Source organism: Spirosoma lituiforme, from assembly GCF_054776635.1.
Genome location: NZ_BAAHBO010000001.1, coordinates 734,761 through 759,633, shown reverse-complemented (window position 1 = coordinate 759,633; position 24,873 = coordinate 734,761). Strand labels below are relative to the sequence as shown.

23 protein-coding genes are annotated in these 24,873 nt (G+C 50.7%); 11 read left to right on the top strand and 12 right to left on the bottom strand.

Annotation, left to right across the window (positions count from 1 at the left end):
* Nucleotides 1-18 precede the first annotated feature (18 nt).
* Together ACYU87_RS03240 and metG are read right to left on the bottom strand one after the other, a co-directional pair.
* A complete protein-coding gene (locus ACYU87_RS03240) occupies nucleotides 19-1,782 on the bottom strand; it encodes an ABC transporter ATP-binding protein (protein WP_461132585.1) in 1,764 nt (587 codons plus the stop codon).
* Nucleotides 1,783-1,953: 171 nt separating this feature from the next.
* Nucleotides 1,954-4,005 (bottom strand): methionine--tRNA ligase, encoded by a 2,052-nt coding sequence (metG, locus tag ACYU87_RS03235; protein WP_461132584.1) that lies wholly within the window; start codon nucleotides 4,003-4,005, stop codon nucleotides 1,954-1,956.
* A 155-nt stretch (nucleotides 4,006-4,160) separates the two neighbouring features.
* On the opposite strand from metG, the gene ACYU87_RS03230 reads away from it, so the two are divergent.
* The 4 genes from ACYU87_RS03230 to ACYU87_RS03215 all read left to right on the top strand — a co-directional run bounded on the left by ACYU87_RS03230 (nucleotide 4,161) and on the right by ACYU87_RS03215 (nucleotide 7,851).
* Complete coding sequence (locus ACYU87_RS03230) at nucleotides 4,161-4,370, top strand: AAA family ATPase (RefSeq protein ID WP_461132583.1); 210 nt, start codon at nucleotides 4,161-4,163, stop codon at nucleotides 4,368-4,370.
* On the top strand, nucleotides 4,371-5,381 hold the full coding sequence (locus ACYU87_RS03225) for an NAD-dependent epimerase/dehydratase family protein (RefSeq protein ID WP_461132582.1): 1,011 nt from the start codon (nucleotides 4,371-4,373) through the stop codon (nucleotides 5,379-5,381). It begins immediately after the preceding gene.
* Nucleotides 5,382-5,511: 130 nt separating this feature from the next.
* Entirely contained in the window at nucleotides 5,512-6,915 is a 1,404-nt protein-coding gene (locus tag ACYU87_RS03220; protein ID WP_461132581.1) for a tetratricopeptide repeat protein, read from the top strand.
* A 186-nt stretch (nucleotides 6,916-7,101) separates the two neighbouring features.
* Nucleotides 7,102-7,851 carry a TlpA family protein disulfide reductase gene (locus tag ACYU87_RS03215; protein WP_461132580.1) on the top strand — a complete coding sequence of 250 codons (750 nt, stop codon included), beginning with the start codon at nucleotides 7,102-7,104 and terminating at the stop codon, nucleotides 7,849-7,851.
* 220 nt (nucleotides 7,852-8,071) lie between these two features.
* Here ACYU87_RS03215 and ACYU87_RS03210 read toward each other — a convergent pair whose 3' ends face one another.
* Genes ACYU87_RS03210 through ACYU87_RS03200 form a run of 3 tightly spaced genes read right to left on the bottom strand, consistent with a single transcriptional unit; the run spans nucleotide 8,072 to nucleotide 11,291 of the window.
* Nucleotides 8,072-9,319, bottom strand: coding sequence for an NAD(P)/FAD-dependent oxidoreductase (locus tag ACYU87_RS03210; protein ID WP_461132579.1), 1,248 nt, complete (start codon nucleotides 9,317-9,319; stop codon nucleotides 8,072-8,074).
* Complete coding sequence (locus tag ACYU87_RS03205; RefSeq protein WP_461132578.1) at nucleotides 9,316-10,320, bottom strand: 4-hydroxyproline epimerase; 1,005 nt, start codon at nucleotides 10,318-10,320, stop codon at nucleotides 9,316-9,318. The genes ACYU87_RS03210 and ACYU87_RS03205 overlap by 4 nt, the downstream gene beginning before the upstream one ends.
* A gap of 59 nt (nucleotides 10,321-10,379) precedes the next feature.
* Entirely contained in the window at nucleotides 10,380-11,291 is a 912-nt protein-coding gene (locus ACYU87_RS03200; RefSeq protein WP_461132577.1) for a dihydrodipicolinate synthase family protein, read from the bottom strand.
* 164 nt (nucleotides 11,292-11,455) lie between these two features.
* Here ACYU87_RS03200 and ACYU87_RS03195 point away from each other — a divergent pair, with 164 nt between their 5' ends.
* A complete protein-coding gene (locus ACYU87_RS03195; protein ID WP_461132576.1) occupies nucleotides 11,456-12,322 on the top strand; it encodes a helix-turn-helix domain-containing protein in 867 nt (288 codons plus the stop codon).
* Nucleotides 12,323-12,331: 9 nt separating this feature from the next.
* Here ACYU87_RS03195 and ACYU87_RS03190 read toward each other — a convergent pair whose 3' ends face one another.
* The gene (locus ACYU87_RS03190; RefSeq protein ID WP_461132575.1) at nucleotides 12,332-13,363 is read right to left on the bottom strand and encodes a LacI family DNA-binding transcriptional regulator; all 1,032 of its coding nucleotides are present in this window, start codon (nucleotides 13,361-13,363) and stop codon (nucleotides 12,332-12,334) included.
* A 328-nt stretch (nucleotides 13,364-13,691) separates the two neighbouring features.
* Here ACYU87_RS03190 and ACYU87_RS03185 point away from each other — a divergent pair, with 328 nt between their 5' ends.
* The 3 genes from ACYU87_RS03185 to ACYU87_RS03175 all read left to right on the top strand — a co-directional run bounded on the left by ACYU87_RS03185 (nucleotide 13,692) and on the right by ACYU87_RS03175 (nucleotide 16,383).
* Nucleotides 13,692-14,444 carry a hypothetical protein gene (locus tag ACYU87_RS03185; protein WP_461132574.1) on the top strand — a complete coding sequence of 251 codons (753 nt, stop codon included), beginning with the start codon at nucleotides 13,692-13,694 and terminating at the stop codon, nucleotides 14,442-14,444.
* A gap of 40 nt (nucleotides 14,445-14,484) precedes the next feature.
* Nucleotides 14,485-15,399: a helix-turn-helix domain-containing protein gene (locus tag ACYU87_RS03180; RefSeq protein ID WP_461132573.1), complete on the top strand. Its 915-nt coding sequence runs from the start codon at nucleotides 14,485-14,487 to the stop codon at nucleotides 15,397-15,399.
* 105 nt (nucleotides 15,400-15,504) lie between these two features.
* Nucleotides 15,505-16,383 carry an NmrA family NAD(P)-binding protein gene (locus ACYU87_RS03175; RefSeq protein ID WP_461132572.1) on the top strand — a complete coding sequence of 293 codons (879 nt, stop codon included), beginning with the start codon at nucleotides 15,505-15,507 and terminating at the stop codon, nucleotides 16,381-16,383.
* Nucleotides 16,384-16,429: 46 nt separating this feature from the next.
* On the opposite strand, the gene ACYU87_RS03170 is transcribed toward ACYU87_RS03175, so the two are convergent.
* Complete coding sequence (locus tag ACYU87_RS03170; RefSeq protein ID WP_461132571.1) at nucleotides 16,430-16,891, bottom strand: response regulator; 462 nt, start codon at nucleotides 16,889-16,891, stop codon at nucleotides 16,430-16,432.
* A 330-nt stretch (nucleotides 16,892-17,221) separates the two neighbouring features.
* On the opposite strand from ACYU87_RS03170, the gene ACYU87_RS03165 reads away from it, so the two are divergent.
* Complete coding sequence (locus ACYU87_RS03165; RefSeq protein WP_461132570.1) at nucleotides 17,222-18,004, top strand: SGNH/GDSL hydrolase family protein; 783 nt, start codon at nucleotides 17,222-17,224, stop codon at nucleotides 18,002-18,004.
* Between the two features lie 81 nt (nucleotides 18,005-18,085).
* Here ACYU87_RS03165 and ACYU87_RS03160 read toward each other — a convergent pair whose 3' ends face one another.
* The 4 genes from ACYU87_RS03160 to ACYU87_RS03145 form a co-directional block, all read right to left on the bottom strand.
* Nucleotides 18,086-18,718, bottom strand: coding sequence for an NAD(P)H-dependent oxidoreductase (locus ACYU87_RS03160; RefSeq protein ID WP_461132569.1), 633 nt, complete (start codon nucleotides 18,716-18,718; stop codon nucleotides 18,086-18,088).
* Nucleotides 18,719-18,741: 23 nt separating this feature from the next.
* Nucleotides 18,742-19,446 carry a DsbA family oxidoreductase gene (locus tag ACYU87_RS03155; protein WP_461132568.1) on the bottom strand — a complete coding sequence of 235 codons (705 nt, stop codon included), beginning with the start codon at nucleotides 19,444-19,446 and terminating at the stop codon, nucleotides 18,742-18,744.
* A gap of 11 nt (nucleotides 19,447-19,457) precedes the next feature.
* Entirely contained in the window at nucleotides 19,458-19,991 is a 534-nt protein-coding gene (locus tag ACYU87_RS03150) for a YceI family protein (RefSeq protein ID WP_461132567.1), read from the bottom strand.
* 124 nt (nucleotides 19,992-20,115) lie between these two features.
* A complete protein-coding gene (locus ACYU87_RS03145) occupies nucleotides 20,116-20,718 on the bottom strand; it encodes a TetR/AcrR family transcriptional regulator (RefSeq protein WP_461132566.1) in 603 nt (200 codons plus the stop codon).
* Between the two features lie 480 nt (nucleotides 20,719-21,198).
* Between ACYU87_RS03145 and fucP the strand changes: the two genes are divergently transcribed.
* A complete protein-coding gene (gene fucP / locus ACYU87_RS03140) occupies nucleotides 21,199-22,446 on the top strand; it encodes an L-fucose:H+ symporter permease (protein ID WP_461132565.1) in 1,248 nt (415 codons plus the stop codon).
* 194 nt (nucleotides 22,447-22,640) lie between these two features.
* Here the strand turns inward: fucP and ACYU87_RS03135 are convergent, their stop codons facing one another.
* A complete protein-coding gene (locus ACYU87_RS03135) occupies nucleotides 22,641-23,510 on the bottom strand; it encodes a mechanosensitive ion channel family protein (RefSeq protein ID WP_461132564.1) in 870 nt (289 codons plus the stop codon).
* Between the two features lie 104 nt (nucleotides 23,511-23,614).
* Here ACYU87_RS03135 and ACYU87_RS03130 point away from each other — a divergent pair, with 104 nt between their 5' ends.
* Nucleotides 23,615-24,802, top strand: a complete 1,188-nt coding sequence (locus ACYU87_RS03130) for a cysteine desulfurase family protein (RefSeq protein WP_461132563.1) — start codon at nucleotides 23,615-23,617, stop codon at nucleotides 24,800-24,802.
* Nucleotides 24,803-24,873: the final 71 nt, after the last annotated feature.

Sequence of the window (24,873 nt, the reverse complement as noted above, 5' to 3'; positions counted from 1 at the left end):
CGAGCCCCGGCTCTGGTCCTAAACGACTTCTTTGTATTGCATCCGGTACAGGTTGGCGTAGAAGCCTTCCTGCTGCAACAACTCCTCGTGGTTGCCCTGTTCAACGATGCGTCCCTTATCTACCACAATGATGTTGTTCGCCTTCTGAATCGTGGAGAGCCGGTGAGCAATGACAATGGCTGTGCGTCCTTTCATCAGTTTGCCAATGGCATCCTGAATCATTTCTTCGGTTTCGGTATCCACCGACGAGGTCGCTTCATCAAGGACGATGATCTTGGGATCCTGTACCATGGCCCGAACGAAGGAGATCAACTGACGCTGCCCAACCGAAAGGGTGGACCCGCGCTCCATTACGTTGTATTCGTAGCCACCGGGTAAGCGTTCGATGAAATCGTGAACGCCAACCAGTTTGGCCGCTTCCACTATTTTCTCCCGGCTGATTCGTTTGTCGCCCAGCGTAATATTGTTCTCGATGGTGTCGGAGAAAAGAAACACATCCTGTAACACGACGCCGATATTCCGGCGCAGATGACCCAGTTCATACTCATGAATGTCCCTGCCATCAACGCGTATCTCGCCTTTGTTAATGTCGTAAAAACGGCTTAATAAGTTGATAATAGACGACTTGCCTGCGCCTGTTGCGCCTACAAAGGCCACCGTTTCGCCCGCATTGACCCGGAACGAGATGTCGCGCAGTACCCAATCTTCATTGTTATAGGCAAACCAGACATCCGTAAACTCAACGGCTCCCCGGATGGTGGCAGGTGCATAAGTGCCGTTGTCAACGGTGAACTCGTCGCTGTCCAGCAACTTCAGGATACGGTCGGTGCTCACGATACCCATCTGAAGCGTGTTAAATCGGTCGGCCAGCATCCTGATCGGGCGAAAGAACAGGTTGATAAACATGACAAAAGCCGTAACTGTCCCGAACGTCACGTCTGAACTGATGATCTGCTGCGCGCCGTACCAAACGACCAGGCCAACGGCCACCGCCGAAATAATATCGGCAACGGGATAGTAGACCGAATAATACCAGATAGACCGAATGTTGGCGGCCCGATGCTCGTTGTTGATGGCTTTGAACTTCTCGGCTTCAATTTTTTCACTGCCGAAAATCTGGACAATGTTCATGCCCGTGATGTGTTCCTGAACAAACGAATTCAGGTTGGCCACCGCCGTCCGGACTTCATTGAACGATGTTTTGATCTTTTCCTTGAACACATAGGTACTGAACAGCATAACCGGAATGGTCGACAGGCTGATTGCCGCCAGTCGCCAGTCGGTATAGAACATGACACCAATAATGAGGACCAGTTGCAGAATGTCACCTGCGATAGCGGCCATGCCTTCGCTGAATACATCCGCTAGCGTTTCGACATCGGAGATCGAGCGCGTCACCAATCGACCGATAGGGGTATTGTCAAAGAATTTGAGTCGCAGATGAAGTATTTTTCGGTAAAGCTGTACCCGAATATCACGAATCACGTATTGGCCCAGCCAGCCAGACAGGTATGTATTTAAAAACTGGATTACTGCCTGAACAACAAGTACACCAATCATGATGACCAGCATGATCGTCAGCTGCTGGTAATCTCCTTCGGCAATGACGTTGTCGATGGTGTAGCGAATGAGCAGGGGAGTCAGCGGAGCCAGACAGGCCGCCAGCATAATAATGCCAATCAGGAGGTAAAAGCGCGTCTGGTACGGTTTTATAAACGCGTATAATCGCCGGAGGATAGCCAGGTCAAATATCCGGCCGGCGCTTTTTTGTTCTTCGTTCACAGGGGTAACTACAGGGCAAGTTCAGATGGGTAACAGTGTTTTCAAGCCGAACGTTTCACCAGAACAGGCATTTGCCGGGCAACGGATATAATCGCAGTGGCTTGCCTTGTTATCACAAAAAAGCCGGAAAGCGAATCCTTCCGGCTTGTCAAAATCAGGCCAACTGATACGTTAACTGACCGTTCCTCCGTTCCAGACAGCATCGCCGGGAGCGATGAGGGCTAGTTTTCCATCGCGGTCTTCGGCCATCAGAATCATGCCCTGCGATTCAAAACCCATCATTTTGCGAGGGGCCAGGTTAGCCAGAAACGTTACCTGCTTTCCGATGATGTCTTCGGGTGCAAAATGCTTGGCAATGCCGCTCAGAATCTGACGTCCGCCTAGGCCGTCGTCCACCTTTAATTTCAGAAGTTTATCGCTTTTGGGTACGCGTTCGGCTTCGGTAATCGTGCCAATGCGAATGTCCATTTTGGCAAAGTCGTCGTAACTGATTTCATCCCGAAGGGGCGGAACATTCTTGGTTTCTAACTCATTCATGTGTTTGGCATTCAGTAGTTTCTGAATCTGTGTATTGATTTCGTCGTCCTCGATTTTAGCGAACAGAAGTTCTCCTTTACCCAGCAAATGACCTTCGGTCAGTAAATCGGTCCGACCGGCATTGGTCCAGTTGAAGTGCTCGGTGATGTTGAGCTGACTGCGCAATTTCTCACTTGTGAACGGCAAAAAAGGTTCGCAGAGAATACTCAGGTTAGCCGAAATCTGAAGGGCAATGTTCAGGATCGTGTTTGCGCGAAGTGGGTCGGTCTTGACGACTTTCCAGGGTTCAGTTTCGGCCAGGTACTTGTTGCCCAGGCGTGCCAGATCCATAAGGTGAGCCAGCGCTTCCCGGAACTTATATTGAGCAATAGACTGACCGATGCGATCCGGAAACAGGGCCAGCTCGTTAAAGACCGTTTTGTCGTACTCGGTCAGTTCGCCCCGAACAGGAACATGGTTATCGCAGAATTTCTGAGTCAGCACAACGGCCCGGTTTACAAAATTGCCGAACACCGCAACCAGTTCGTTGTTGTTGCGCGCCTGAAAATCTTTCCAGGTGAACTCACTGTCTTTGGTTTCTGGGGCGTTGGCCGCCAGTACATAACGCAGTACGTCCTGCTTACCCGGCAACTCGTCGAGGTACTCATGCAGCCAGACGGCCCAGTTGCGCGAGGTACTGATTTTATCGCCTTCGAGGTTCATAAACTCGTTTGCTGGTACGTTATCCGCCAGAATGTAGCTTCCCTCGGCCATCAGCATAGCCGGGAAAATGATGCAGTGGAAGACGATGTTGTCCTTTCCGATAAAGTGGACAAGTTTGGTGTGTTCGTCACGCCAGTATAATTCCCAGTCACGGCCTTGCTCTTCGGCCCATTCCTTGGTCATGGAAATATAGCCAATGGGCGCGTCGAACCAAACATACAGCACTTTACCGTCCGCATCGGGGAGGGGTACTTTAATGCCCCACTCCAGGTCGCGGGTCATAGCGCGTGGGCGCAATCCTTCGTTCAGCCACGACCGGCACGCACCAGCCACGTTGGTTTTCCATTCCGGATGACTATTGACGTACTCATCAATTTTAGGTTGCATCCGGTCCAGCGGCAGAAACCAGTTTTTGGTTGAACGCAGAATCGGCTTGGAGCCCGACAGCATAGAATGGGGCTCAACGAGTTCGATGGGACTGAGGGCCGTGCCGCACCGTTCGCACTGATCGCCATAGGCATTGGGGTTGCCGCAAACCGGGCAGGTGCCAACGATGTAGCGGTCGGCCAGAAACTGCCCGGCTACTTCATCAAAGTATTGTTCAGTTACTTCCTCGTCAAAATCACCCTGCTCGTACAGTTTCGTAAAAAACTCCTGCGACGTTTTGTGATGGATCTGATTCGATGTGCGTGAGTAAATATCGAACGAGATTCCGAAGTCATTGAACGCCTGCTTGATCTGGCCGTAATACTTATCGACGACCTGTTGTGGGGTGATGCCTTCTTTTTTTGCCTTGATCGTGATGGGTACACCATGTTCGTCGGTCCCGCTGATGAATGCGACGTCTTTACCCGTCGACCGGAGGTATCGAACATAAATATCGGCGGGCAGGTAGCAACCGGCAAGGTGTCCGATGTGGATCGGACCGTTTGCGTAGATCAGGGCCGCCGTAACGGTATAGCGTTGTGGATTTTCTTGAGACATAGATTGGTTTTCGGTTTTCGGTTTCTGGTCTTCGGTTTAACCGTGGCCTTAACGAACCACCGCCAACAGGGAACGGAAAACCTTATTTGCCCGCAAAATTAGCAATTCAGGGCCGAACGTTGTTATGTTTACACAAAGAGAACTGCCGGGCTGCTATGGAGAACACCACGCCGAATACGAATAATTTCCTCAACTGGGTCGAAATCAAAAACTTCAAGTCCATCAAAGACCTGCGGCTCGACTGCAAGCGCGTAAACGTATTTATCGGCAAGCCAAACGTAGGGAAATCGAATATTCCAATTATTATTAACCAGATATCCACGCCCGGCAGGCCCCCGGCTTCCTCACGCTCCAACGCATTCTGAATGAATTCATCATCCTTCCGTAAATCAGTCTTTATTACCGGGGCTACTGGCTTCATTGGCTCTCACATTGCCCGGCGTTATCTGGCTGATGGCTATTCGGTTGCAGCGCTTTTTCGGCCAGCGAGCGGGTATGGGCTCTTAGCCGACGTAGCTGATCAACTTACTTGGCATGAGGGGGATGTACTGGATATTCCCTCGCTGGAAACTGTCATTCAACCGGACATGGATGTTATTCATGCCGCAGCCATTGTCTCGTTCCTGCCCAAGGATCGGGATCAAATGGAGCGGATCAATGTGGAAGGAACCGCCAACGTCGTCAATGTTTGCCTGAAAGCGGGTGTCCGAAAACTGGGTTATGTGAGTTCGGTAGCTGCCATTGGCCGACCAACGGTGAAAGGTGGAGCCGTGGGCGAGCCAATGCTGATCAATGAAGAGCTAAAATGGGAAGATTCGCCGAATAACTCCCTGTACGCCAAAACGAAATACTGGGCTGAACTGGAGGTGTGGCGGGGTGTGGCTGAGGGACTTAATGCCGTTATGGTCAATCCGTCTGTGGTGCTGGGTGTGGGCGACTGGAGCCGAAGCAGTCTTCAACTTATCAAGTACGTACACGATGAGCGGCCTTTTTACCCGGCTGGTCTAGTTAATTACGTTGATGTCTTGGATGTAACGGATGTGCTTGTGAGCCTAATGCAATCTGACGTGAGCGCCCGGCGGTTCATTCTCAATGGGGGCACCATTCCGTATCGTTTGTTGTTAGAACAGATAGCCACCGTACTGAATAAACGGCCACCGACCGTATCGATTCCAGCCACAATAAGCCGGTTGCTATGGCCTTTAGAAGCTGTCCGGGCCTGGATGATGAACAGGAGTCCACTGATAACCAAAGAAACGGCACGGTCGGCAAGTTCGTTATATCAGTACGATGGGCACACCATTGAAAAGGTGCTTGATTTTCAGTATCGAGCACTTAGTGAGACATTAAAGCGTGTAGCAGCCGCTTATAAATAGCCTCCGGACGGTCCGTAAATTTTCGGTTCGGGGGTTGGAGTTTCGCTTTTTTGAGTTTATATTGAAGTGCCAAAGGATAAACCGCGCCATTGGTGCGGCCCCTATCCGCCCACATTTTGAAGGCAATAGTATGGAGCAAGAGTTCGAAGAACGAGAAGGCGATATAAAAGAATCAATCCGGCGTTTTGAGCAAATGCTGGATCAGCAACAAAGTCAGTTTTTCGACCTGGATGTCTATGAACAAATGATTGAGCACTACCTCAATCAGGGTGATCTGGACAAGGCGTTCAAGGCGGCTGAAGCCGGCCTGGAAAACTTCCCTTACGCGCTGGAACTGATGCTCGACAAAGCGCAGATTCTGGCTAATTTTCAACGGTTTGATGAATCACTGGATTTGCTGGAGAAAGCATCTTTGTTTAACCCCGGCGATCTGGATATACCCTTTATGCGGGGGTCAGTCCTGAACATGGCCGGTCGATACGAAGAGTCGATTCAGGTGCTGGAAGAACTGCTCGACCGCGCCGAAGATAAAGACGATATTCTGTTTCAATTGGGTCAAAGCTATCAGAACTGGGGTAAATACGATGAAGCAATCACGCAATACAAAAAATCGATTGCGCTCAACATTAACAACGAGAATGCACTGTATGAACTGGCATTTTGTCTGGATGTAACGGGTGAGCTGGAGAACAGTCTGTCGTACTACCAACAGCTGATCGATACGGATCCGTATTCGTACAATGCCTGGTACAACATTGGTATTGCTTATAGTAAACTGGCGCGTTACGCAGAAGCCGCCGAAGCATATGATTATGCGGTTATTATTAAGGGAGACTTTGCCTCGGCGCATTTCAACCTGGGTAATACGTACATGAATCTGGGATTGTTCGAGAAAGCCGAAGCCTGTTACCGCGAAACGCTGAAATTCGAAGAAGCGACGGCCGATACGTTCTGCCATCTCGGGGCTAGCCTGGAGAAACAGGATCGCATCCCCGAAGCCATCAAGGAGTACCGCGAAGCCATCAAACTGGATGCCATGTGGGATGAGGCCTGGTTTGGCATCGGCGTTTGTCTGAGCGAATCGGGTAAGTGGTACGAAGCCCTGCCGTTCCTGCAAAAAGCAGTTAAGCTTAGCGATCAGAACGGTGAGTACTACCTGGCCATCGCCGAAACGGAATACAAGATCGGAAACGTCCTTTCGAGCGTAGAAGCGTTTGAAAAAGCAGCTGAGGTGGATGCCGAAAATCCTGATGTGTATCTGACCTGGTCACTGGTGCCGTTTGACCAGGGCGATTTTCTGCGGGCCAATGATATTATCCAATCGGGTATCAACGACATGCCCGCCGAAGCAGACCTGTATTACCGCTCGGCTGTTTATTTGATCCACGCGGGTCATTATCGCGAGTCTCTCATTCAATTGGAGGCCGCGCTTTCGCTTGATTATGACGCGCACGTTCAGCTATTCGAGTTCTTCCCCGAACTGGAAAAACAGAAGGCTCTCTACAAGATTATTCAGCAGTACAAGAAAGACTAAATACGTTGCCTTGGCTACATCCAGCTCGACGAGTACTAAAAAGATGAGTAACAGAAAGTCGCTCCTGTTTGCAGGGAGCGACTTTTCTGCTTCTGCGAGTGTAATTTACTACCAACTGTTTGGTAGAAACGATAGATTTAAGGCTAGTTTGTCTACTTGACATCTACTTACCAATCAGCTATCCTCATGACCCCGAAAATTTTGCCGAAAGGAGTTTGTCTAATCATGTGCCTATGGATTGTCGTTACAACATGCCAGGCGCAGATAAGTGTACAAAAGTCCGGGTTTCGTTATAGCCGACGGATCGACGAAACTACCCCTATTACAGATCAGAAGACCGGCAAGCGGATTTCGATGAAAGAGTATAGTCAACTTATTCAGCAGGACCCGTACGCTTATCATCTGGTGGCCAATTACAATGAATATGGGCAGCCAGCGTCCTACCTGTTGCGGCCAACGACGCCCGAAGAGCACGAGACACATCAGATTCGCGACCGCGATCCGGCCAGGCAGCCTCAGGCTGGTCAAGCTATTGCTCCCTTCAGCATGAAAGGCCTCGACGAGAAGATATATCGTTCCGCCGATTTGATGGGAAATGTGGTTGTTTTATGCTTTCTGATAAGCCTGGACAGACCCTTCTGGGGTGACAAACAGACTGACATGCTGGCTGATGCGTTAAAGCCTTATCAGTCAGAAACTGGTCCCGTTGTATTGGGAGTCATGAGTAGTGAACAGCTGAAGAACGCCGACCAACTAAATACAAAAGCGCTGCCATTTGTGCCCGTGCTCGACGGACACGGCTTTCACATCAAATACGATATTGTCTCTATACCAACTTTCGTGGTTATTGATAAAGCAGGAAAAGTAGCGGCTAACCTGCAAGGCCCGGGAAGCTACGAGAAGTTGAAACAAATCTTAGCCACACTAACACGCTAAAGGACGTAAGTTTGTCTACCGTACATAGCAAACAGAATAAGCGTTCCAGCCTGGAATCTGGCCTTATAAATTTAGTAGCGTTGTGGCCTGACCTGGATAATCCTTGTCTTTTACCAAAAAAACAAAACGGTTTGAGCCAGTTAAATTAGGGACTTAATCCTAATTTAACTGGCTCAAACCGTTTCTAAAAAAGGTATCGGTAACAGATACCAGAGAGAACTCAGGAAAACCGATCCGGGCTGAAAGCCTCAATCGCCATGCTGTCCGCTTTGCCACTGGCCACTTCACTCACCAGCTTGCCGGTGGCGGGGCCTAAGCTGAGCCCCATCATGCCGTGCCCGGTGGCCAGAATTACGTTATCGAATCGTTCCGTCCGGCCAATGTAGGGCAGTCCGTCGGGTGAACAGGGACGCAATCCCCGCCAGACCATTTCGACCTGAGGCATGGCAACCGGTACATCCGGGTAATACTTGTTGATCGACTGGACAATGCCCCGCACCCGATTCATATTCACCGTCATGTCGGTACCGGCTACTTCGAGCGTACCCGCAAACCGCAGGTCGGTGCCCATCGGGGTAGCCGTTGCGCGCGCTTCGAGCATGATGGCTGGAACACGAATGTTGTTTTTGACATTGTGCAGTGCAAAGCTGTACCCTTTTCCGCCCTGCATCGACAAATTCAGGTTCAGCAGGCGGGCCAGCGACGGAGACCAGGCTCCCCCCGCCACAATGAGTTCGTCGATGGAGAAGTCACCCTGCGCGGTTTGTACCGATGTGATACGCGACTGGTTCCTGCCGAAGCCTGTCACGGTATGATTCTCCAGAATGGTGACGCCTTGCCTGCGCAAATACGCCACCAGCGAACGAACCAGTTCACCCGGATTCAGGTGGGCATCGCCGGGATATAATATACCCCCCCGCACATCAACCCGCGTATGAGGCTCCAGATCCTGAACCTGCTGCCCGTTCAGTACCTGCGCTTCAATCCCCGCCCGGTTGGCTACGCTGGCTTCCTCCGCCATTTCGTGCTCGGCCGATGCCGTTTTGTACAGCATCAGTAAACCCCGTTCCTGCCATTCGAAATTCAGATCGCCGTTGGCGGCTAAATCCTGGTATAACGTTTTGCTTAACAGGCTAATATCGCGCAAAACTGGAATGGAGTAGTCAACGTGTTTGTTGGTCGAATGTCGGTAGAACAACCAGCCCCAGCGGGCCAGCTCCATGTTCAGGCGGGGTTTTACATAAAAGGGGCTGCTGGAGTCGAGCATCCAGCGCATGCCTTTGGCAATCATACCCGGTTGTGCCAGCGGTATGATATGGCTGGGCACAATCATACCGGCATTCCCGAACGAGCAGCCGTCAGCAATCTCCGTCTGATCGAACAGAGTAACGCGGTGCCCCGCTTTGTGTAAATAATAAGCCGAGCTGAGCCCGATAATGCCTCCGCCAATAATGCCAACGTGTGTCATATTACCTGAAATCCATACACATATGGATCGTCTTCGTCCAGAATAAGGTGGTTGTAGCCGTGAATTCTGGCCCAGCCTTCAATGCTTGGTACAATGGCCGGGTTAGCCGCCAACTCCGTTTCGGCCTCAATGCGACCGTTAAAAATTGACCCGATAATGCTTTCATGAACGAACGTTTCGCCCGGCTTCAGGCGACCCTGAGCGTACCACTGCGCCATGCGGGCCGATGTTCCGGTGCCGCAGGGCGACCGGTCAATGGCTTTGTCGCCGTAGAAAACAGCGTTGCGGGCGGTTGAGGTTTCTTTCAGCGGTTTACCCGTCCACAAAATATGGCTAAGCCCGTTAATGGTCGGGTTTTCGGGGTGCACGAAGGTGTATTGCTCGTTCAGGCGGGTTCGCATCTCGCGTGCCCAGCCAATAAGTTGTTCGGCCTTGTAATGCTCCAGTCCCGGAAAATTCGGTTGCGGATCGACGATGGCGTAGAAGTTGCCCCCGTAGGCGACATCGACCGTCAGCGGGCCCAGGTCGGGGCACTCGACGGTTAGTTTTTCTGCCGCCAGATACGATTTGATGTTCGTAATCTTTACCGATGTCACCTTTTTTCCATCCTGCTGGTACTCGGCCCGAACGAGTCCGGCGGGTACTTCCAGATTCAGCACACCGGGCGTTTTGGGGCGAATCAGGTTCTGTTCGATAGCCACCGTAACAGTACCAATGGTGCCGTGTCCGCACATGGGCAAACAGCCGGAGGTTTCGATAAACAGAACGCCCGCGTCATTGGCCGGGTTGGTGGGCGGGTACAAAATGCTCCCCGACATCATGTCGTGGCCGCGCGGTTCAAACATCAAACCCTTCCGAATCCAGTCGTACTCACGCATGAAATGCTGCCGTTTCTCGCTCATGGTTTCCCCTTGCAGAAACGGAATACTACCGCCCGTAACCACCCGGACCGGATTGCCGCAGGTGTGAGCGTCGATGCAGAAAAAGTGATACTCGGCCATGTTTTTAATGGAGAGAAAAAACGAATAGACTAAATCGTAACCCGTAGTGAGGCTGTTGATTAAGCTACATTAAGAACTGGACGCTTGGCCAAAGCCGACTGAATAACCTGTTCAACCTGGGCCCGTTCGGCACCAATGAGCGGTAGTCGGGGAGCTCGTACGTACTCCGAACCAATGCCGGTTGCCTGAGCTGCCAGTTTGATGTATTGAACCAGTTTGGGGTGAATATCCAGCTCAAGCAGGGGCATAAACCAGCGGTAGATGTCCAGTGCTTCGGCAACCTGACCGGCTTTAGCCAGATCGTAGATCGCCATTGTTTCCTGCGGGAACGCATCGACCAGACCGCCTACCCAGCCATCGCAACCGAGCAGCAAGGCTTCCAGAGCCAGCGTATCAACGCCACCCATCAGTTTGAACCGGTCGCCGAAGGCGTTACGCATCCGGGTAATGTTGGTCAGGTCGCGGGTTGATTCTTTAACGGCCTGAATGTTGGGTAGTTCGGCCAACTCTTCGAACATGGCTACCGACGTCATGATTTTGTAATCGTAAGGATTGTTGTAAATCATGATGGGCAGGCTGGTCTCCTTCGCTACCGCTTTGAAGAACGTTACCGTTTCGCGGGCATCGGCGGGGTAGCGCATGGGTGGCAGTAGCATCAGTCCGTCGGCGCCGTTGGCTTCAGCTTCTTTAGCGCAGGCGATGGCCTGTTTGGTGCTTTGCTCAGCAATGTTGATTAACACAGGAACCTTGCCGTCGCAAATGGCCAGCGCCGATTTTAACAGGGTAATTTTTTCCTCGTTCAGCAACGTGCTGGCTTCGCCCAGTGAGCCGCCAATGATAAATCCGTGTACACCCGCATCGAGCTGGGCGTGCAGGTTTTTCTCAAAGAGAGGAATGTCTAATTCGTCATCAGCTGTAAATGGCGTTAGGAGCGCGGGATAGACACCTTCCCACAAGACAGATACGTTCATTGGTGTAAGAATAAAGTTAACTAGTTCGGTTAAACTGATTGGTCGTTTGACACCATCAAAGTTCATAAAATAGTTAGGGATTTCGTTGCCATTAATTCGTTGATACTAATATTTATTTCACCATATTAGAGAAATTATTGCTAAAACCAGTCAAACAGGTATTGATGAAGCCGCTTCTCTTTCGCGTTCCCACCGTTGATGACCGCTCCTTCAGAATTGAACAGGACAGCTCCCCCCATTTTTACGGGCATCTGCACTTTCATCCCGAAATTCAACTGACTCTCATTCAGCAGGGGGAGGGCACGCTGATCGTTGGCGATAAGATAGACCGTTTTGATCAATACGATATTTTGCTGCTGGGGGCTAACCTGCCCCATGTTTTACTGAGTGATCCCCGCTACTATCTCCCCGACTCAACCCAGCTGGCCACTTCGGTTACTGTTCTTTTCAAACCCGACCACCTGGAAGCAACGATGCTGGGCTTGCCGGAAACAAAGCATCTGAGCCTTCTGCTGGCCGAAGCCCAGCATGGCGTTCGGTTGCGGTGCCGGGTAAAAAATACGCTCACGACCCAACTGGAGGATATGCCCAGACAGCGTCCATTCGAGCAACTGCTGAATCTGCTGCACTTACTGGACAACCTGGCCAGCAACCCGGATCGGGAGGTGCTGTCGGCGACGGCGTACACCAGACCCCAGCGACCCGACGATCAGCGTCGGTTGGAGAAGGTTTTTTCGTACATTCTCCAGCAGTACGCCCGGCCCATATCCCTGGAAGATGTCGCCAGTGTGGCTAACCTGACGCCCGGCGCTTTCTGCCGCTTTTTTCGGCAACATACCCGCAAAACGTTTTCACAATTGCTCAATGAGGTTCGTATCGAACACGCGTGCCGGCATTTGCGAGAATCGCGGGAAAACATCAGCCAGATCGCCTTTAGCTGCGGTTATACGAATCTGTCGAACTTCAACCGCCAGTTTAAGGAAGTGGTGGGTATGCCGCCCGGCGAATACATCCGCAGTTACCGGCTATAACTGAACGCATCAGGTTGCTGGCCGGAGTGACGATGCCCGCACAATAAGTTGAGTATCCATGATGATGGTTTCGTTGACCACCGTAGTGGTCTCGGCAGCATCCAGTTGCTTGAGTAACAGACGAACTGTTTCGGTGCCCATCTCCTGAATGGGCTGACTGACGCTGCTTATCGATGGCGAGAAGAAGGCCGAAACGGGTTCATTGTTAAAACTTACGACCGCTACATCATCGGGTACGCGAAGACCCTTCTGCTTCATGGCATAGATGGCCGGATAGGCTACCCGATCACTAATCGTCACAAGGCCATCGGGCGGTTGGGGCAGACTCGTTAAAGCCAGTGTTTGCAGGATGGTGTTCTCCTGGGTATAGTCGCCGTGGAACACGTATTGGTCGTCAGCCGGTAAATTGTGTTTTTCCAGCGCTGCCCGATATCCTTTTATTCGCTGGTTGCTCAACAGCAGGCGAGCCGGTCCTGCCAGAAAGCCAATTCGCCGGCAGCCGTTCTCGATCAGATGCTCCGTCGCTTTAAAGGCCGCCCCCTCATTGTCGACAATGACCTTCGACACGTCGATGCTTTCAACGTACCGGTCGAATAGCACAAGAGGAACGTTCTTGCGGGCCAGCCGTTCGACGTGCTCGTAATTATCGGTATCGCGCGACAGTGAAATGATAAACCCCTCTACCTGACTCCGTAACAGATTCTGAATGTTGGTGATTTCGCGTAGGTACGATTCATTGCTTTGACAGACCAGCACACTGTAACCCGCTTGTAAAGCAGCCTCTTCGATGCTGTTGAGCATCGCGGAGAAAAAATGATAGCTCAAGTTAGGCACAATAACGCCGATGGTCTTGGTACGGCTTTTGGCCAGATTCTTGGCTAACTGATTGGGTTGGTAATCAAGTTCCTCCGCCAGCTTGATCACGGCATTTCGCGTGTCCGGGTGAATTTCGGGGAGGCCACGCAGCGCCCGCGAAACCGTCGATATGGAGATGTTGAGCGAGCGGGCAATATCCTTGATGGTTACGGGCGTATTCTTCATAACGCAGGCGCACGTTTGGCGAACGATGAATGGGTACGAGTCATCCCTGTTCTGTCAGGAGTAACCCCAGGAACGCCGGTAGACTATTGGTCAAGTATAGGTAAAAAAATTAACCTTTTCGAGATAATTCGAGCGCCCATCAGTACAACTACACCTTCGTACCAACTGCTGGCAGACGAAATCCTGGTGCCGTATCGACGGGTTGGTACCCCTAAAACAATTGCCGGAAAAGAAAGCGTGTAACTTCGCACCCGGATGCGCTCCTTTCGTCGGGTACTTTGTGACGGAGTGAGGGCCCATTCGTGCCGACTTTGACCTGTTTTTTTAAATGAATGTACTGCTGCTCAAAATAGTATTAATGCCCTCTGTGATTGCGTTGGTTACGCTGGCGATTCGAAAGTGGGGGAGTAAAGTTGGCGGATTGATTGGCAGTATGCCCTGGGTGGCGGGTCCTATTCTGCTGTTTTTTATTCTGGAGCAGGGCAAGGCATTCGGGATCAATTCCATTCAGGGGGCAATGACCGGCATACTGGCGCTGATCAGTTTTTGTGTCAGCTACGCGGCCTTCTCGCGCAAACTGACCTGGTTGCCAACGCTACTTATTTCATACGGGCTGTATACGGCAACGGCCTTGCTCTTCAAGTATCTACAGTTGACCTTACTCGTTAGCTACGCGGTCGTGATTGGTAGTGTGTTGCTTGGTTTACGGGTTTTCCCTTCGCCCATTGGCCCTCCGGTCGCTGCCCGACGATTGCCGTTCGATATTACGATCCGAATGGTTGTGGCCACGTTGTTTGTTCTGGCTATTACGCAACTAGCCAGCGTGTTAGGTCCGAACTGGAGTGGTATCCTGACGCCCTTCCCAATCATGACGACCATTCTGGCCATTTTCTCGCATACGCTCCAGGGTAGCCGGGCCGCCATTACAACGCTTCGTGGTCTTGTCATTGGCCTGTTGGGGTTCACCACCTTTCTTTTCCTGCAGGCCTTTCTGCTCAACGAATTTTCGATCGCGCTATCCTTTGGAATCGCTTTTGCGGTGAATGTGTTGATCAATGTAGTAGCGAGCCGGGTGTGGTGAGCATACTCCGAAATGGTCAGAAAAGCTTCATGTCCGTCTAATGAAAAGTACGCAGCCCCTCCGAGTCAATACGATAAGCGAGTATCATCAACTAATGGGATTGCCCAAACCGGAGCATCCATTAATCAGTGTACTTAATTTCGACGCGATTAGACGCCCGCCAGGTGATGGGCCGCTGCGTATCATTCATAACTTTTATACCATTGCCCTCAAGCGGAATTTTAACGGCAAGATGAAATATGGTCAGCAGGTATATGACTTCGACGAAGGGATACTCCTCTTCATTTCTCCGGGACAGGTTTTTTCCATTGAGGCCGAGGGCGATTTGACACACACGGGCTGGATGTTGCTGGTTCATCCCGATTATTTGTGGAATACACCGTTGGCCAAAGCCATAAAGCAGTACGATTATTTCAGCTATGCGGTAAGCGAAGCCCTGCACCTGTCGGAGAAAGAGGAAACCAGGCTCGCGGGTATCATGCAGCACATTGAGCAGGAGTACCATTTGCCCATTGACACGTTTAGTCAGAACGTGATCATTGCCCAGCTTGATTTGTTGCTGACCTACGCTGACCGGTTTTACCATCGCCAGTTCATCACGCGTACTATTACGAATCACCAGCTGCTTACCCGTTTAGAAAATAGTCTCGATGCGTACGTCAACAGCAACGCGCTGGCAGAAAAAGGGCTGCCAACAGTTCAGTACATCGCCGATGCCCTGAATGTATCCCCTAATTACTTAAGCGTGCTGCTGAACGTGTTGACGGGCCAGAGTACCCAGCAGCACATACACAACAAACTGATCGAAAAAGCCAAAGAGAAATTGTCCACAACGACATTGTCGATCAGTGAAATTGCCTACGAACTAGGGTTTGAGCATTCGCAGTCGTTCAGCAAATTATTCAAGAGCAAGACCAATTGCTCCCCGTTAGACTTCCGGCAGTCCTTTACGTAGTCCCTTTCCGTTACCGGTAGAGAAATGGCTACAACAATTCATGATTCCGCTACAAACCCGAAGCCGGGGCGGGCGACCTTTGTCCTGTAAACAAAGCAACGTGTTATGAAAATTATAGTGACAGGTTCATTAGGGCACATTGGCCACCCGTTGGTAGCGGAGTTGGTCCAAAAAAAACATACCGTTACCGTCATCAGTAGTAAGCCGGAAAAGCAAAAAGACATTGACGCGATTGGTGCCATCGCAGCGATTGGTTCGCTGGAAGATGCTGATTTTTTGGCAGCCACATTTACCGGTGCCGATGCCGTGTATGCCATGGTGCCACCGAGTTATGCCGAGCCCGATCAATTGGCCTACTACCAGCGAATTGGCCGCCATTATGTACAGGCCATTCAGCGATCGGGGATAAAGCGTGTCGTCTATCTCAGCAGTTACGGGGCGCATTTAGACAAAGGCACCGGCCTGATTCTGGGCTCGCATTATACCGAGCGCATGTTGAACGAGCTACCGGATGTAGCCATTACACACCTGCGCCCCGGTTACTTCTATTACAATCTGTACAACTTTGTCCCGATAATTAAAGAGCAGGGTTTTATCGGCACAAATTACGGGGGTGATGACAGACTGGTGATGGTTGCCCCGAGCGATATTGCTGCCGTAGCTGCTGAAGAACTCGAAACGCCATCGATGGGAAATCGCGTGCGCTACATAGCCAGTGACGACCTTACCGCCAATGAAGTAGCTCGGGTCTTGGGCGATGCCCTTGGTAAACCAGACCTTAAATGGGTGGTTTTCGGCGACGAACAAGTGAAAAACGCCATGATTGGGGCCGGAATGCCGACTTCCTTTGTCGATGGGTTTGTTGACTTAGGGGCCAGCATTCACAGCGGAATGTTGCGGGCGGATTATGACCTGCACAAGCCAACGGTAATGGGCACGGTGAAGCTGGCTGACTTTGCCAAAGAATTTGCGGCTGCTTTTTAAGAACAGGGGTTTTACCCGAAAAGCTGCCTGACAAAGGCAGCTTTTTTTATTGGTAAGAATCCGTCCCGTTCTCGTCCTGCTCGAACCATAGTTGAGGAACTGTTACCGTTTCATACCAGTAGGAACGTAGCTTACCAACGTAGTTCTTCCATCCGGCATAGCTGTCTGGCTTTTGCGTATACGCACTAGCCCCCGCCAGGTAGGCGGCTATCGTGTCAACATCTTCCCGACTCGAAGACAGCATGACTACGGGAAGAAAGCGCCCCTGCGGGTGGCTACGGATGAGTTTCAGAAATTCCAGGCCGCTTAAACCTACCTGCAGGTTAATGTCTAACAGAATCAACCGTGGCCCTTTTCCTGTCAGGTCACTCATGTAACGGGCAGCCTGCGCATAGCTACTAACATGCGTAAACCTGGCTTCGGGGAAGATCAGCTTGGCCGAACGGGTTAACAGATCGGCTATACTTGGATCATCATCGACTAACAGAATGGGATAACTATGCGGCATTTCGAGCGATACTACTGAGCGTAAAGTTACTCAACCTATTGAATGGGGTATAAAGTTTTGTTTTTCGCTAAATAGCTACAGAAAGTCTCTTGTTGTATAATTTATTGGTCTGATTATGTTGTGGTTAGCCGATACGTTCGGTTTGACATTAACTAAAGGTATGGTGGAGATTTTTTGGTCCCCCCAGCCACCATACCACTACAACAGGATGGTACTATGGGGTTATCCCGACTGAGATAGGTACCAATGAGGGTACTTGCCCGAACGGCTGAGATCATAAAGGAGACGAAAACTCGGGTAAACAGGAGAGAAAAGAAGCTTCTGGTCACTATGCTTCATAAACCCTCCCGGCGGACCTTTCTGAAGTCGTCCGCTTTAGCCGGACTGGCTCTCGGCCCGAATTCACCCCTGGTTAATTTTTCAGGTACTAAGTTAGGTAAAGATGCCGGGCTTGTTTTTTTGTTTCAGGGTGACTCAATCACAGATGGGAATCGGGGTCGCTCTCCCGATCCAAACCACATCATGGGTCATGGGTATGCTTTTTCGATAGCCAGCCGAATTGGCGCCGATTTTCCTGATCGGGATTTTGTTTTCTATAACCGAGGGGTTAGCGGTAATAAAGTCACGGATCTTCAAAAAAGATGGTCAACCGATACGCTGGATCTTAAACCTGACGTGCTCAGTATTCTGATTGGTATCAACGATACCGCAGCTACAATTGACAAATCGGCGGAGGCTACTACGCTGGATCAATTCGAAACGACCTACCGTCGTTTGCTGTCGGAAAGCCGACAGGCTTATCCCGGAGTTCTGTTTGTGATGGGTCTTCCCTTTGTGTATCCGGTAGGAAGGCGTAAGGAAAACTGGGAGCTGTGGCGGGATGATACCGCGGCCCGTCAGCAAGTCATTCGAAAACTGGCGACTGAGTTTGACGCTGTTCTTGTCGATTATCCGGCAGTGCTGGACAAAGCCATTGTCCGGAAAAACGCCGAATACTGGGTCTGGGATGGTATTCATCCCACCGTGTTTGCCCACGAGCTAATGGCACGGGAGTGGATTAAACAAGTGAGTCGTCGGCTGACATTCCTGAGAAAATACAGGCCTTTCGATTGATTTATTCGCTACTCTTAAAAGAGCAGCCTGGTACCACATATAACGAATGATGCCGGGTTGCTCTTTTAAGAGTAGTGAAAACTACGCTAGCTCAATAAAGAAGTCTTCTTTTGGTCGACGCACTTTTGGCGCTTTTGCCAGATAATCTTTTTCTTCATCACGGTAGCCGAGGGCGATCAGCGCCACACTGCGCAGACCCTTGGCGGGCAAGTCCAGCAGTTCATCGAGGGCTGCGGCATTGAACCCTTCTATGGGTGTAGCATCGACGTGTTCGGTTGCAGCCGCGATCAGGGCTGACCCCAAGCCAATGTAGGCCTGACGCGATGACCAGACCGCCCGATCTTCCGGTGTTCTTGAAAAAAGGTTCGCTTTTATTGAGTCGGCAAAAGGAACCAGCGAGTCAACGGAAACGCTCCGCGTATTGGCAATCAGTTGCATATAATCGTCCACTTGTGATGCATCCAGATCTGCCCAGTACGCAAAAACCAGTAGATGAGACCCTTCAACGATCTGCGGTTGTGGGCATGCCTTTTCGTGAATTTTCCCCTTCAATTCATGATTGTCGATCACAATCACGTTGTAGGGTTGCAATCCTACCGACGACGCGGATAAACGGATAGATTCCAGAATCGTATCTATTTTCTCGGCGGGCACGGTCTGTCCGTTCATTTTTTTGGCGGCATACCGCCAGTTCATTGCTTCTAATAATTCCATGTTGTGTAGGTTCTTGGTAGTGGTTAACAAACCTCGCCGGGCGTACAGGCTGGGCCGTCGGCGGGTAATTCAGTAATGGCTGGTCTGGATTTCTCCCACTCAGACCAGGCGGTTTCTAGAGCACCTAAAAACGTTTCGGGCTGTTGGGCGCCCGAAACGGCGTACCGGCGATTCAGAACAAAGAAAGGTACGCCACGGGCACCCACTTGCTGGGCTTCGTAAATGTCCTGATTGACGGCTTCGGCCAGTTGGTTGCTGGTCAGGAGTTGCTGCACGTCGTTCGTATCCAGACCAATCTCCGTACCCAGTTCAAGGAGCGTGTCGTAGTCAGATGTATCGCGACCTTCCGTAAAGTACGCTTTGAACAGGCGCTCTTCGGCGGCATCGCCCAGGCCGTGTTGTTTGGCCAACTGAATAAGCCGGTGTGCATCCCAGGAGTTGGCAACCACGGCCCTGTCGAAGTCATACGACAAACCGACTTCACTGGCCATGGCCGTAACGCGGTCGTTCATTTGTTTCGCTTCGGCCACGCTCCAGCCTTTTACGTCGGCCAGGTATTGGTTAATGTTTTTGCCCGGTTCCGTCTTCATGTCCGGGTTGAGCTGGAAGCTCTTCCAGACAATATTGACCTGATCTTTGTGGGTAAACTGGTCCAGGGCATGCTCGAACTTTCGCTTACCGATGTAGCAGAAAGGGCACATGATATCACTCCAGATTTCAACGTCCATGGGTGTACGGATTAGGCAGCTTTAGCCAGTTGGATGTTCGCTGATAGTTTGATGTCTTCGCCCAACGCCAGTCCACCTGTTTCGGTCAGGGCGTTGTACGTCAGGCCAAATTCTTTGCGGTTAATCTTGCCAGTTACCTCGAAACCAAATTTTTGGTTGCCATAGCCATCTTTAGCCGTACCACCGTATTCGGCTTTCAGGGTTACGGGTTTGGTAACGCCTTTGATGGTCAGGTCGCCGGTCATGGCATACTCGTCGTCGTCAATTTTTTTGAAGGAAGTCGATTTGAAGTTGATTTTGGGATAGGTTTCCGCATCGAAAAAGTCGGCTGCTTTCAGATGAGTATCGCGCATTTCCTGATTGGTGTCCACACTGTCGACGTCCAGGGAAAAATGAACTTCGGCGTTGTCGAAATCATCGTGTTCGGTGGTTGCGCCACCTTCAAAATTCCGGAATGTGCCGGTTACCGTTGAGATAACCAGATGCTTTACTTTGAACTGGATTTCGGAGTGCATCGGGTCAATAACCCATTTCGTTGTTGCCATGATTGTGTATTGGTTTGACTGATTATGATTTATAAGCTGCTTTTTGATCAATTATGGTGTTGGATGACTCGTTGTTTTTACAGGCGATATAAAAACTAACAGTGTTAGTAAAAAGGCAAAAAAATTAGCCGTTCAGGGCTTTAATATATCCGTCGATAGCGTCTTTCAGTACCAACTGGCTCCAGGGGTTTGCAATTGGCTGGCGATCAATCATTTGGATTGATACCAAGCCATGCAGAATGGACCAGTACGTGTGAAATTTCAGGAAAGCGTTGACCTCGGGTTGCCGACTGCTGTTGATTGCTTCCTGGATAACCCCGATGAGTACATTGGAAAATTGCTTCATTTCGGCTACCTGATTCACCTGTTCGCAGAGGGGAATACCCAGCCCGAACATGAGTTGATAATACTCTTTATGCGTGAACGCAAAATCCCAGTACCCCTGCGCCATAGCCACCAGTTGCTGACTAGGATCAGGTTGGCTGTCCCGCTGCTGAACAACAGCTTCGGTCAATAGGCGAAAGCCATCTTTGGTGAATTCCTGAAGGATCGCATCTTTATTTTCGAAGTGGGTATAGATGACGGGAACACTATATTCGATAGCATCGGCAATTTTACGAATAGAAAGCGCCTGCCAGCCTTCTTCCAGAACGAGCTGCCAGGCCGCCTGCAAGATGCTGGTTTTAACTTCTACTTTTTGTCGTAACCGACGTTCCAGAATACCCATTTCGAGTAGTGTTATACTTTATAACAGTGTTAACTAAACTAGTGATTGTAAAGTTTCCCGTTGGTTATATTTTCTTTGTTTGATCTAGAATGAAGCAGAACGGGAAGATGAACCGGATCGGCTCTTTTTTAACCCCGTAGGCACTTAGCTGAAGAAGTTCAGACAGGGGGCGGCAGTACAGCAAACGACAAAACTACCGGTACAACGGTTATTAACGTCATGACCTTGTAAATGCATCACCGGCCAACGTAGAGACGCATACTTGCGTCTCCTGTCGCGTCAGCCTTGCGTTTTTCCTTACCCGCAGGCTTTGGACGACGGAAAAAACGGACAAATTGAAAAGGCTGACGCGATAGAAGACCCAAGTATGCGTCTCTACGTGCATATTAACGTGAATAAGGGTAATTTAGCCAACCCAATGACTTTACAGGCGTAAATGATGGGCTCGAATGCTGAATCAGCTTTAAACCTAACTAACCAATGCAGGCAACCACCGCGACTGGCCAACTAAAGCCAGCCACTTTTACAGACAATAAGTACCTAATTACCCTCATTTTCGTTACGTCTCTTTTTATGTTTTGGGGCATTGCCATTACCATGGGCGATGTACTGAACAAACACTTTCAGCACGTTTTAAGTCTGACCAAGACGCAGTCGGCCTTTGTGCAGTTTGCTATTTTCGGGGCTTACTTTGTTATGGGTATTCCCGCCGGTCTGTTCATGAAACGATTCGGGTATAAAAATGGGGTACTGCTGGGGCTATCACTGTTTGCGCTGGGATCGTTTTTATTTGTGCCAGCCGCGGCTGCTGCATCATTTACCTATTTTGGCATTGCCCTGTTTATTCTGGGCTGCGGAATTTCGACTCTCGAAACCGTTGCGCACCCGTTTGTGGCTTCCCTCGGCGACCAGCGCACCAGCGATCAGCGCATTAATTTTGCTCAGGCGTTCAACGCGTTAGGAGCTATCATCGGGCCCGCCATCGGCTCTTACTTTCTGCTACGGAACAACACCGCCGGAAGCACCGATCTGACATCGGTTAAAACCTTATATATTGTCATCGGCAGCGTCATTGCGACCATCGCTATTTTATTTTCTTTTGTAAAAGTGCCTGCGCTGACGGACCCGCACGCCGTTGTGGCTAATCCTGACGCTGCCAATGTGGATACGGCACCCGGAAAGACTCTCTTCGAACACAAGCACTTTATCTGGGCGGTTATTGCTCAGTTTTTCAACGTAGCCGCGCAGGGAGGAACCTGGGCATTCTTTATCAACTACGGCCACGAAAAAATGGGCTTTTCCGACGCTACAGCGGGTAATTACATGGTGCTCTTTATGAGTCTTATGCTGGCTGGGCGCTTTGTGGGTACGTTCCTGATGCGGGTTATCGCGCCCCATTCGTTGCTGGCTATTTTCGCCGTCTGTAACATCGTGATGTGCCTTATCGTTGCCCAAAGTTTCGGTTGGCCGTCCTTCATTGCGCTACTGATGCTTAATTTCTTTTTCAGCATCATGTTCCCAACCATCTTTAGTTTGGGGTTGAAAAACCTTGGTCCGCACACGCAGCAGGCATCCTCGTTTATTTCGATGGGCGTTGTTGGGGGCGCTATCTTTCCGTTTCTGATGGGTATGGCGGCTGAACACGATGTCGCATCGGCCTATTACCTGCCCATCATCTGTTATGCAGTGATCTTCCTGTTCGGGGCCAAGTTCTACAAAGTAGATTAATGGAGTGGTTAGCCAATCCGTAAGAAGCCGTCTGTGAGTTCAGTAACGAATTCACAGACGGCTTCTTACGGATTAACGGCATAGCTTAGTCTTCACCGTCCATTATTCGACTACTTTTCCCTGGGCAAAGCGGAAAATTTCATAAACCAGTATGAGGTCAGTTATCCCAAATTTACCCTAAACAGGCTCACTCCTCAACTCTCCGGCTGGGCATTCGCTAATTTCTGTTTCAGGTCGAAGGTTTGTCCGGCAAACACGATCAGAATCTTTTGCTCATCAAAGGCCCGTTTCACGGCGATAATGGCTTCGCTTAGCGCTGCCTGTGCGTTAGTTGACGATGGATTGATCCAGAACCACAAGATAAACTGTATGTTGGCATCGGCAAACGTTCGGTAGTGCAGTTCGACGGGATGCCCTTGCAGTACAAATGGAAGTTTAGCGACGGCGGTTTTGGCAACCTGCTGGGCTTTCGCTAAGTCGTCGATGTACGAAACACCGGCTGCCAGCTCGATTCGGCGGAGACCGATGCGGGAGAAGTTGGTAATTGGTTTCTGGAAGACGTCTTTGGAGGGAATCTCGACGGTTTGCCCCTGTCCATTATCCATAACGATGGATCGTAGTTTAATGTCGAGGACTTTGCCCGTGTATCCGTTGGTTTCGACGGTATCGCCCACCTGAATGGGTCGGGCCAGCGCAATCATCGTCCCCGAAATGAAATTGGCGGTCAAGTCCTGAAAGGCAAAGCCGACCGCCAGGGCAATAACCCCCGCACCGGCCAGCAACGAGGTTACCGTCTTGTCGAGCCCCAGCACACCCAGCGCCACAAATAGCCCCACAGCCACGACCAGAACCCGAATCAGCGCCCCCGTCAGGTTGACGAGCGATTGATTGTCGCTTACCCGGCGTAGCCCCTGCACCATTCCCCGGCTTAACCAGCGCGACAGAAAGGTAAAAAGAATAAAGACAATGATGGCCACCGCTAATTCAGGGATGAATCGGATGGCGTTGCGTGTCCAGAGAGAAAGTTCGGTGTAAATAAGGCCGGCTGCCTGAGAAAAATCCATTTAGCAAAGGTAATCGTGTAAACTGAGAACGACGTGTGTTTACTTACTGTTTCAACGGTATGTGCATTCGCCGTACCTTTGTGGCCTGATACAACCGATTGACAATGAAACCAACCGCTGCCATTTACCTCGATAATGCCGCTACCACCCGGCTCGATCCCGAAGTTCTGGAGGCCATGCTGCCGCTTATGACAGAACAATTCGGCAACCCTTCCTCCATCCATAGTCACGGTCGGGCGGTGCGAACGGCCGTTGAAAAAGCACGGAAAACAGTGGCTATGTTGCTGAATACGTCGCCTGCCGAAATTTTCTTCACATCGGGGGGAACCGAAGCCGACAATACGGCCATTCGAAGCAGCATTGAAACCTACGGCCTTACCCATGCAATCACGTCGCCGGTAGAACACCATGCCGTACTGCATACCCTCGAGCATCTGGCCAAACAGGGCGTTATTCAGCTAAGCATGGTCAGCCTGGACCAGCAAGGGCATGTCGATCTGGCTCATCTGGAGGAGCTTCTGCAGCAAAATCAAAAGGCCGGTGCTGGCTCGACCCGTTCACTGGTTTCGCTCATGCATGGCAACAATGAGATTGGTAATATGCTGGATCTGAATCGGGTAGGGGACTTATGCCGGTCGTACAATGCGATTTTCCATTCCGATACGGTACAGACGATGGGTCACTTTCAACATAACCTTCAACAGCTACCCGTCGATTTCATTGTGGGAGCCGGTCATAAATTTCATGGTCCTAAAGGTGTTGGCTTCTTGTACGTCAACGCCGACCGGGTGAAAATCAATCCGTTTGTTTACGGGGGCGCACAGGAGCGCAACATGCGCGGTGGTACCGAGAACGTGTATGGCATTGTTGGGCTGGCCAAAGCTCTCGAAATTGCCTACCGCGACATGGATGAACATCGCCAGCACATTACGTCGCTGAAAAGCCGGATGATTGAGCGGTTACGGGCCAAAATGCCGGATGTTCAGTTCAACGGTGATTCCGCTAACGTTGACAACAGCTTATATACCGTGCTGAATGTCAGCCTGCCTGCTTCGGATATCAGCGACATGCTACTGTTCAGCCTGGACATTGCCCGTATCTCGGCGTCGGGTGGTTCAGCCTGTTCGAGCGGCTCGAGTATCGGCTCCCATGTGTTGGCCGCCCTGCCGGGGCTGGATGCCAGTCGGGGCTATGTTCGCTTCTCCTTCGGTAAATACAACACCGCCGATGAGATTGATTACACCGTCGATACGCTGGTTGGCTTGTATGCTAAAGAAGCAAAGCTTGTGTAAGGGGATGATCACTAGTTTATCTCTGTCCCGGCCTTCTCCGTGGTGTCGGGTTCTTCAACCCGACACCACGG

Coding starts and splice junctions, on each gene's coding strand:
- metG (WP_461132584.1), bottom strand. CDS start 4,005: ATGTCTCAAGAAAATCCACAACGCTATACCGTTACGGCGGCCCTGATC.
- ACYU87_RS03230 (WP_461132583.1), top strand. CDS start 4,161: ATGGAGAACACCACGCCGAATACGAATAATTTCCTCAACTGGGTCGAA.
- ACYU87_RS03225 (WP_461132582.1), top strand. CDS start 4,371: ATGAATTCATCATCCTTCCGTAAATCAGTCTTTATTACCGGGGCTACT.
- ACYU87_RS03220 (WP_461132581.1), top strand. CDS start 5,512: ATGGAGCAAGAGTTCGAAGAACGAGAAGGCGATATAAAAGAATCAATC.
- ACYU87_RS03215 (WP_461132580.1), top strand. CDS start 7,102: ATGACCCCGAAAATTTTGCCGAAAGGAGTTTGTCTAATCATGTGCCTA.
- ACYU87_RS03210 (WP_461132579.1), bottom strand. CDS start 9,319: ATGACACACGTTGGCATTATTGGCGGAGGCATTATCGGGCTCAGCTCG.
- ACYU87_RS03205 (WP_461132578.1), bottom strand. CDS start 10,320: ATGGCCGAGTATCACTTTTTCTGCATCGACGCTCACACCTGCGGCAAT.
- ACYU87_RS03200 (WP_461132577.1), bottom strand. CDS start 11,291: ATGAACGTATCTGTCTTGTGGGAAGGTGTCTATCCCGCGCTCCTAACG.
- ACYU87_RS03195 (WP_461132576.1), top strand. CDS start 11,456: ATGAAGCCGCTTCTCTTTCGCGTTCCCACCGTTGATGACCGCTCCTTC.
- ACYU87_RS03190 (WP_461132575.1), bottom strand. CDS start 13,363: ATGAAGAATACGCCCGTAACCATCAAGGATATTGCCCGCTCGCTCAAC.
- ACYU87_RS03185 (WP_461132574.1), top strand. CDS start 13,692: ATGAATGTACTGCTGCTCAAAATAGTATTAATGCCCTCTGTGATTGCG.
- ACYU87_RS03180 (WP_461132573.1), top strand. CDS start 14,485: ATGAAAAGTACGCAGCCCCTCCGAGTCAATACGATAAGCGAGTATCAT.
- ACYU87_RS03175 (WP_461132572.1), top strand. CDS start 15,505: ATGAAAATTATAGTGACAGGTTCATTAGGGCACATTGGCCACCCGTTG.
- ACYU87_RS03170 (WP_461132571.1), bottom strand. CDS start 16,891: ATGCCGCATAGTTATCCCATTCTGTTAGTCGATGATGATCCAAGTATA.
- ACYU87_RS03165 (WP_461132570.1), top strand. CDS start 17,222: ATGCTTCATAAACCCTCCCGGCGGACCTTTCTGAAGTCGTCCGCTTTA.
- ACYU87_RS03160 (WP_461132569.1), bottom strand. CDS start 18,718: ATGGAATTATTAGAAGCAATGAACTGGCGGTATGCCGCCAAAAAAATG.
- ACYU87_RS03155 (WP_461132568.1), bottom strand. CDS start 19,446: ATGGACGTTGAAATCTGGAGTGATATCATGTGCCCTTTCTGCTACATC.
- ACYU87_RS03150 (WP_461132567.1), bottom strand. CDS start 19,991: ATGGCAACAACGAAATGGGTTATTGACCCGATGCACTCCGAAATCCAG.
- ACYU87_RS03145 (WP_461132566.1), bottom strand. CDS start 20,718: ATGGGTATTCTGGAACGTCGGTTACGACAAAAAGTAGAAGTTAAAACC.
- fucP (WP_461132565.1), top strand. CDS start 21,199: ATGCAGGCAACCACCGCGACTGGCCAACTAAAGCCAGCCACTTTTACA.
- ACYU87_RS03135 (WP_461132564.1), bottom strand. CDS start 23,510: ATGGATTTTTCTCAGGCAGCCGGCCTTATTTACACCGAACTTTCTCTC.
- ACYU87_RS03130 (WP_461132563.1), top strand. CDS start 23,615: ATGAAACCAACCGCTGCCATTTACCTCGATAATGCCGCTACCACCCGG.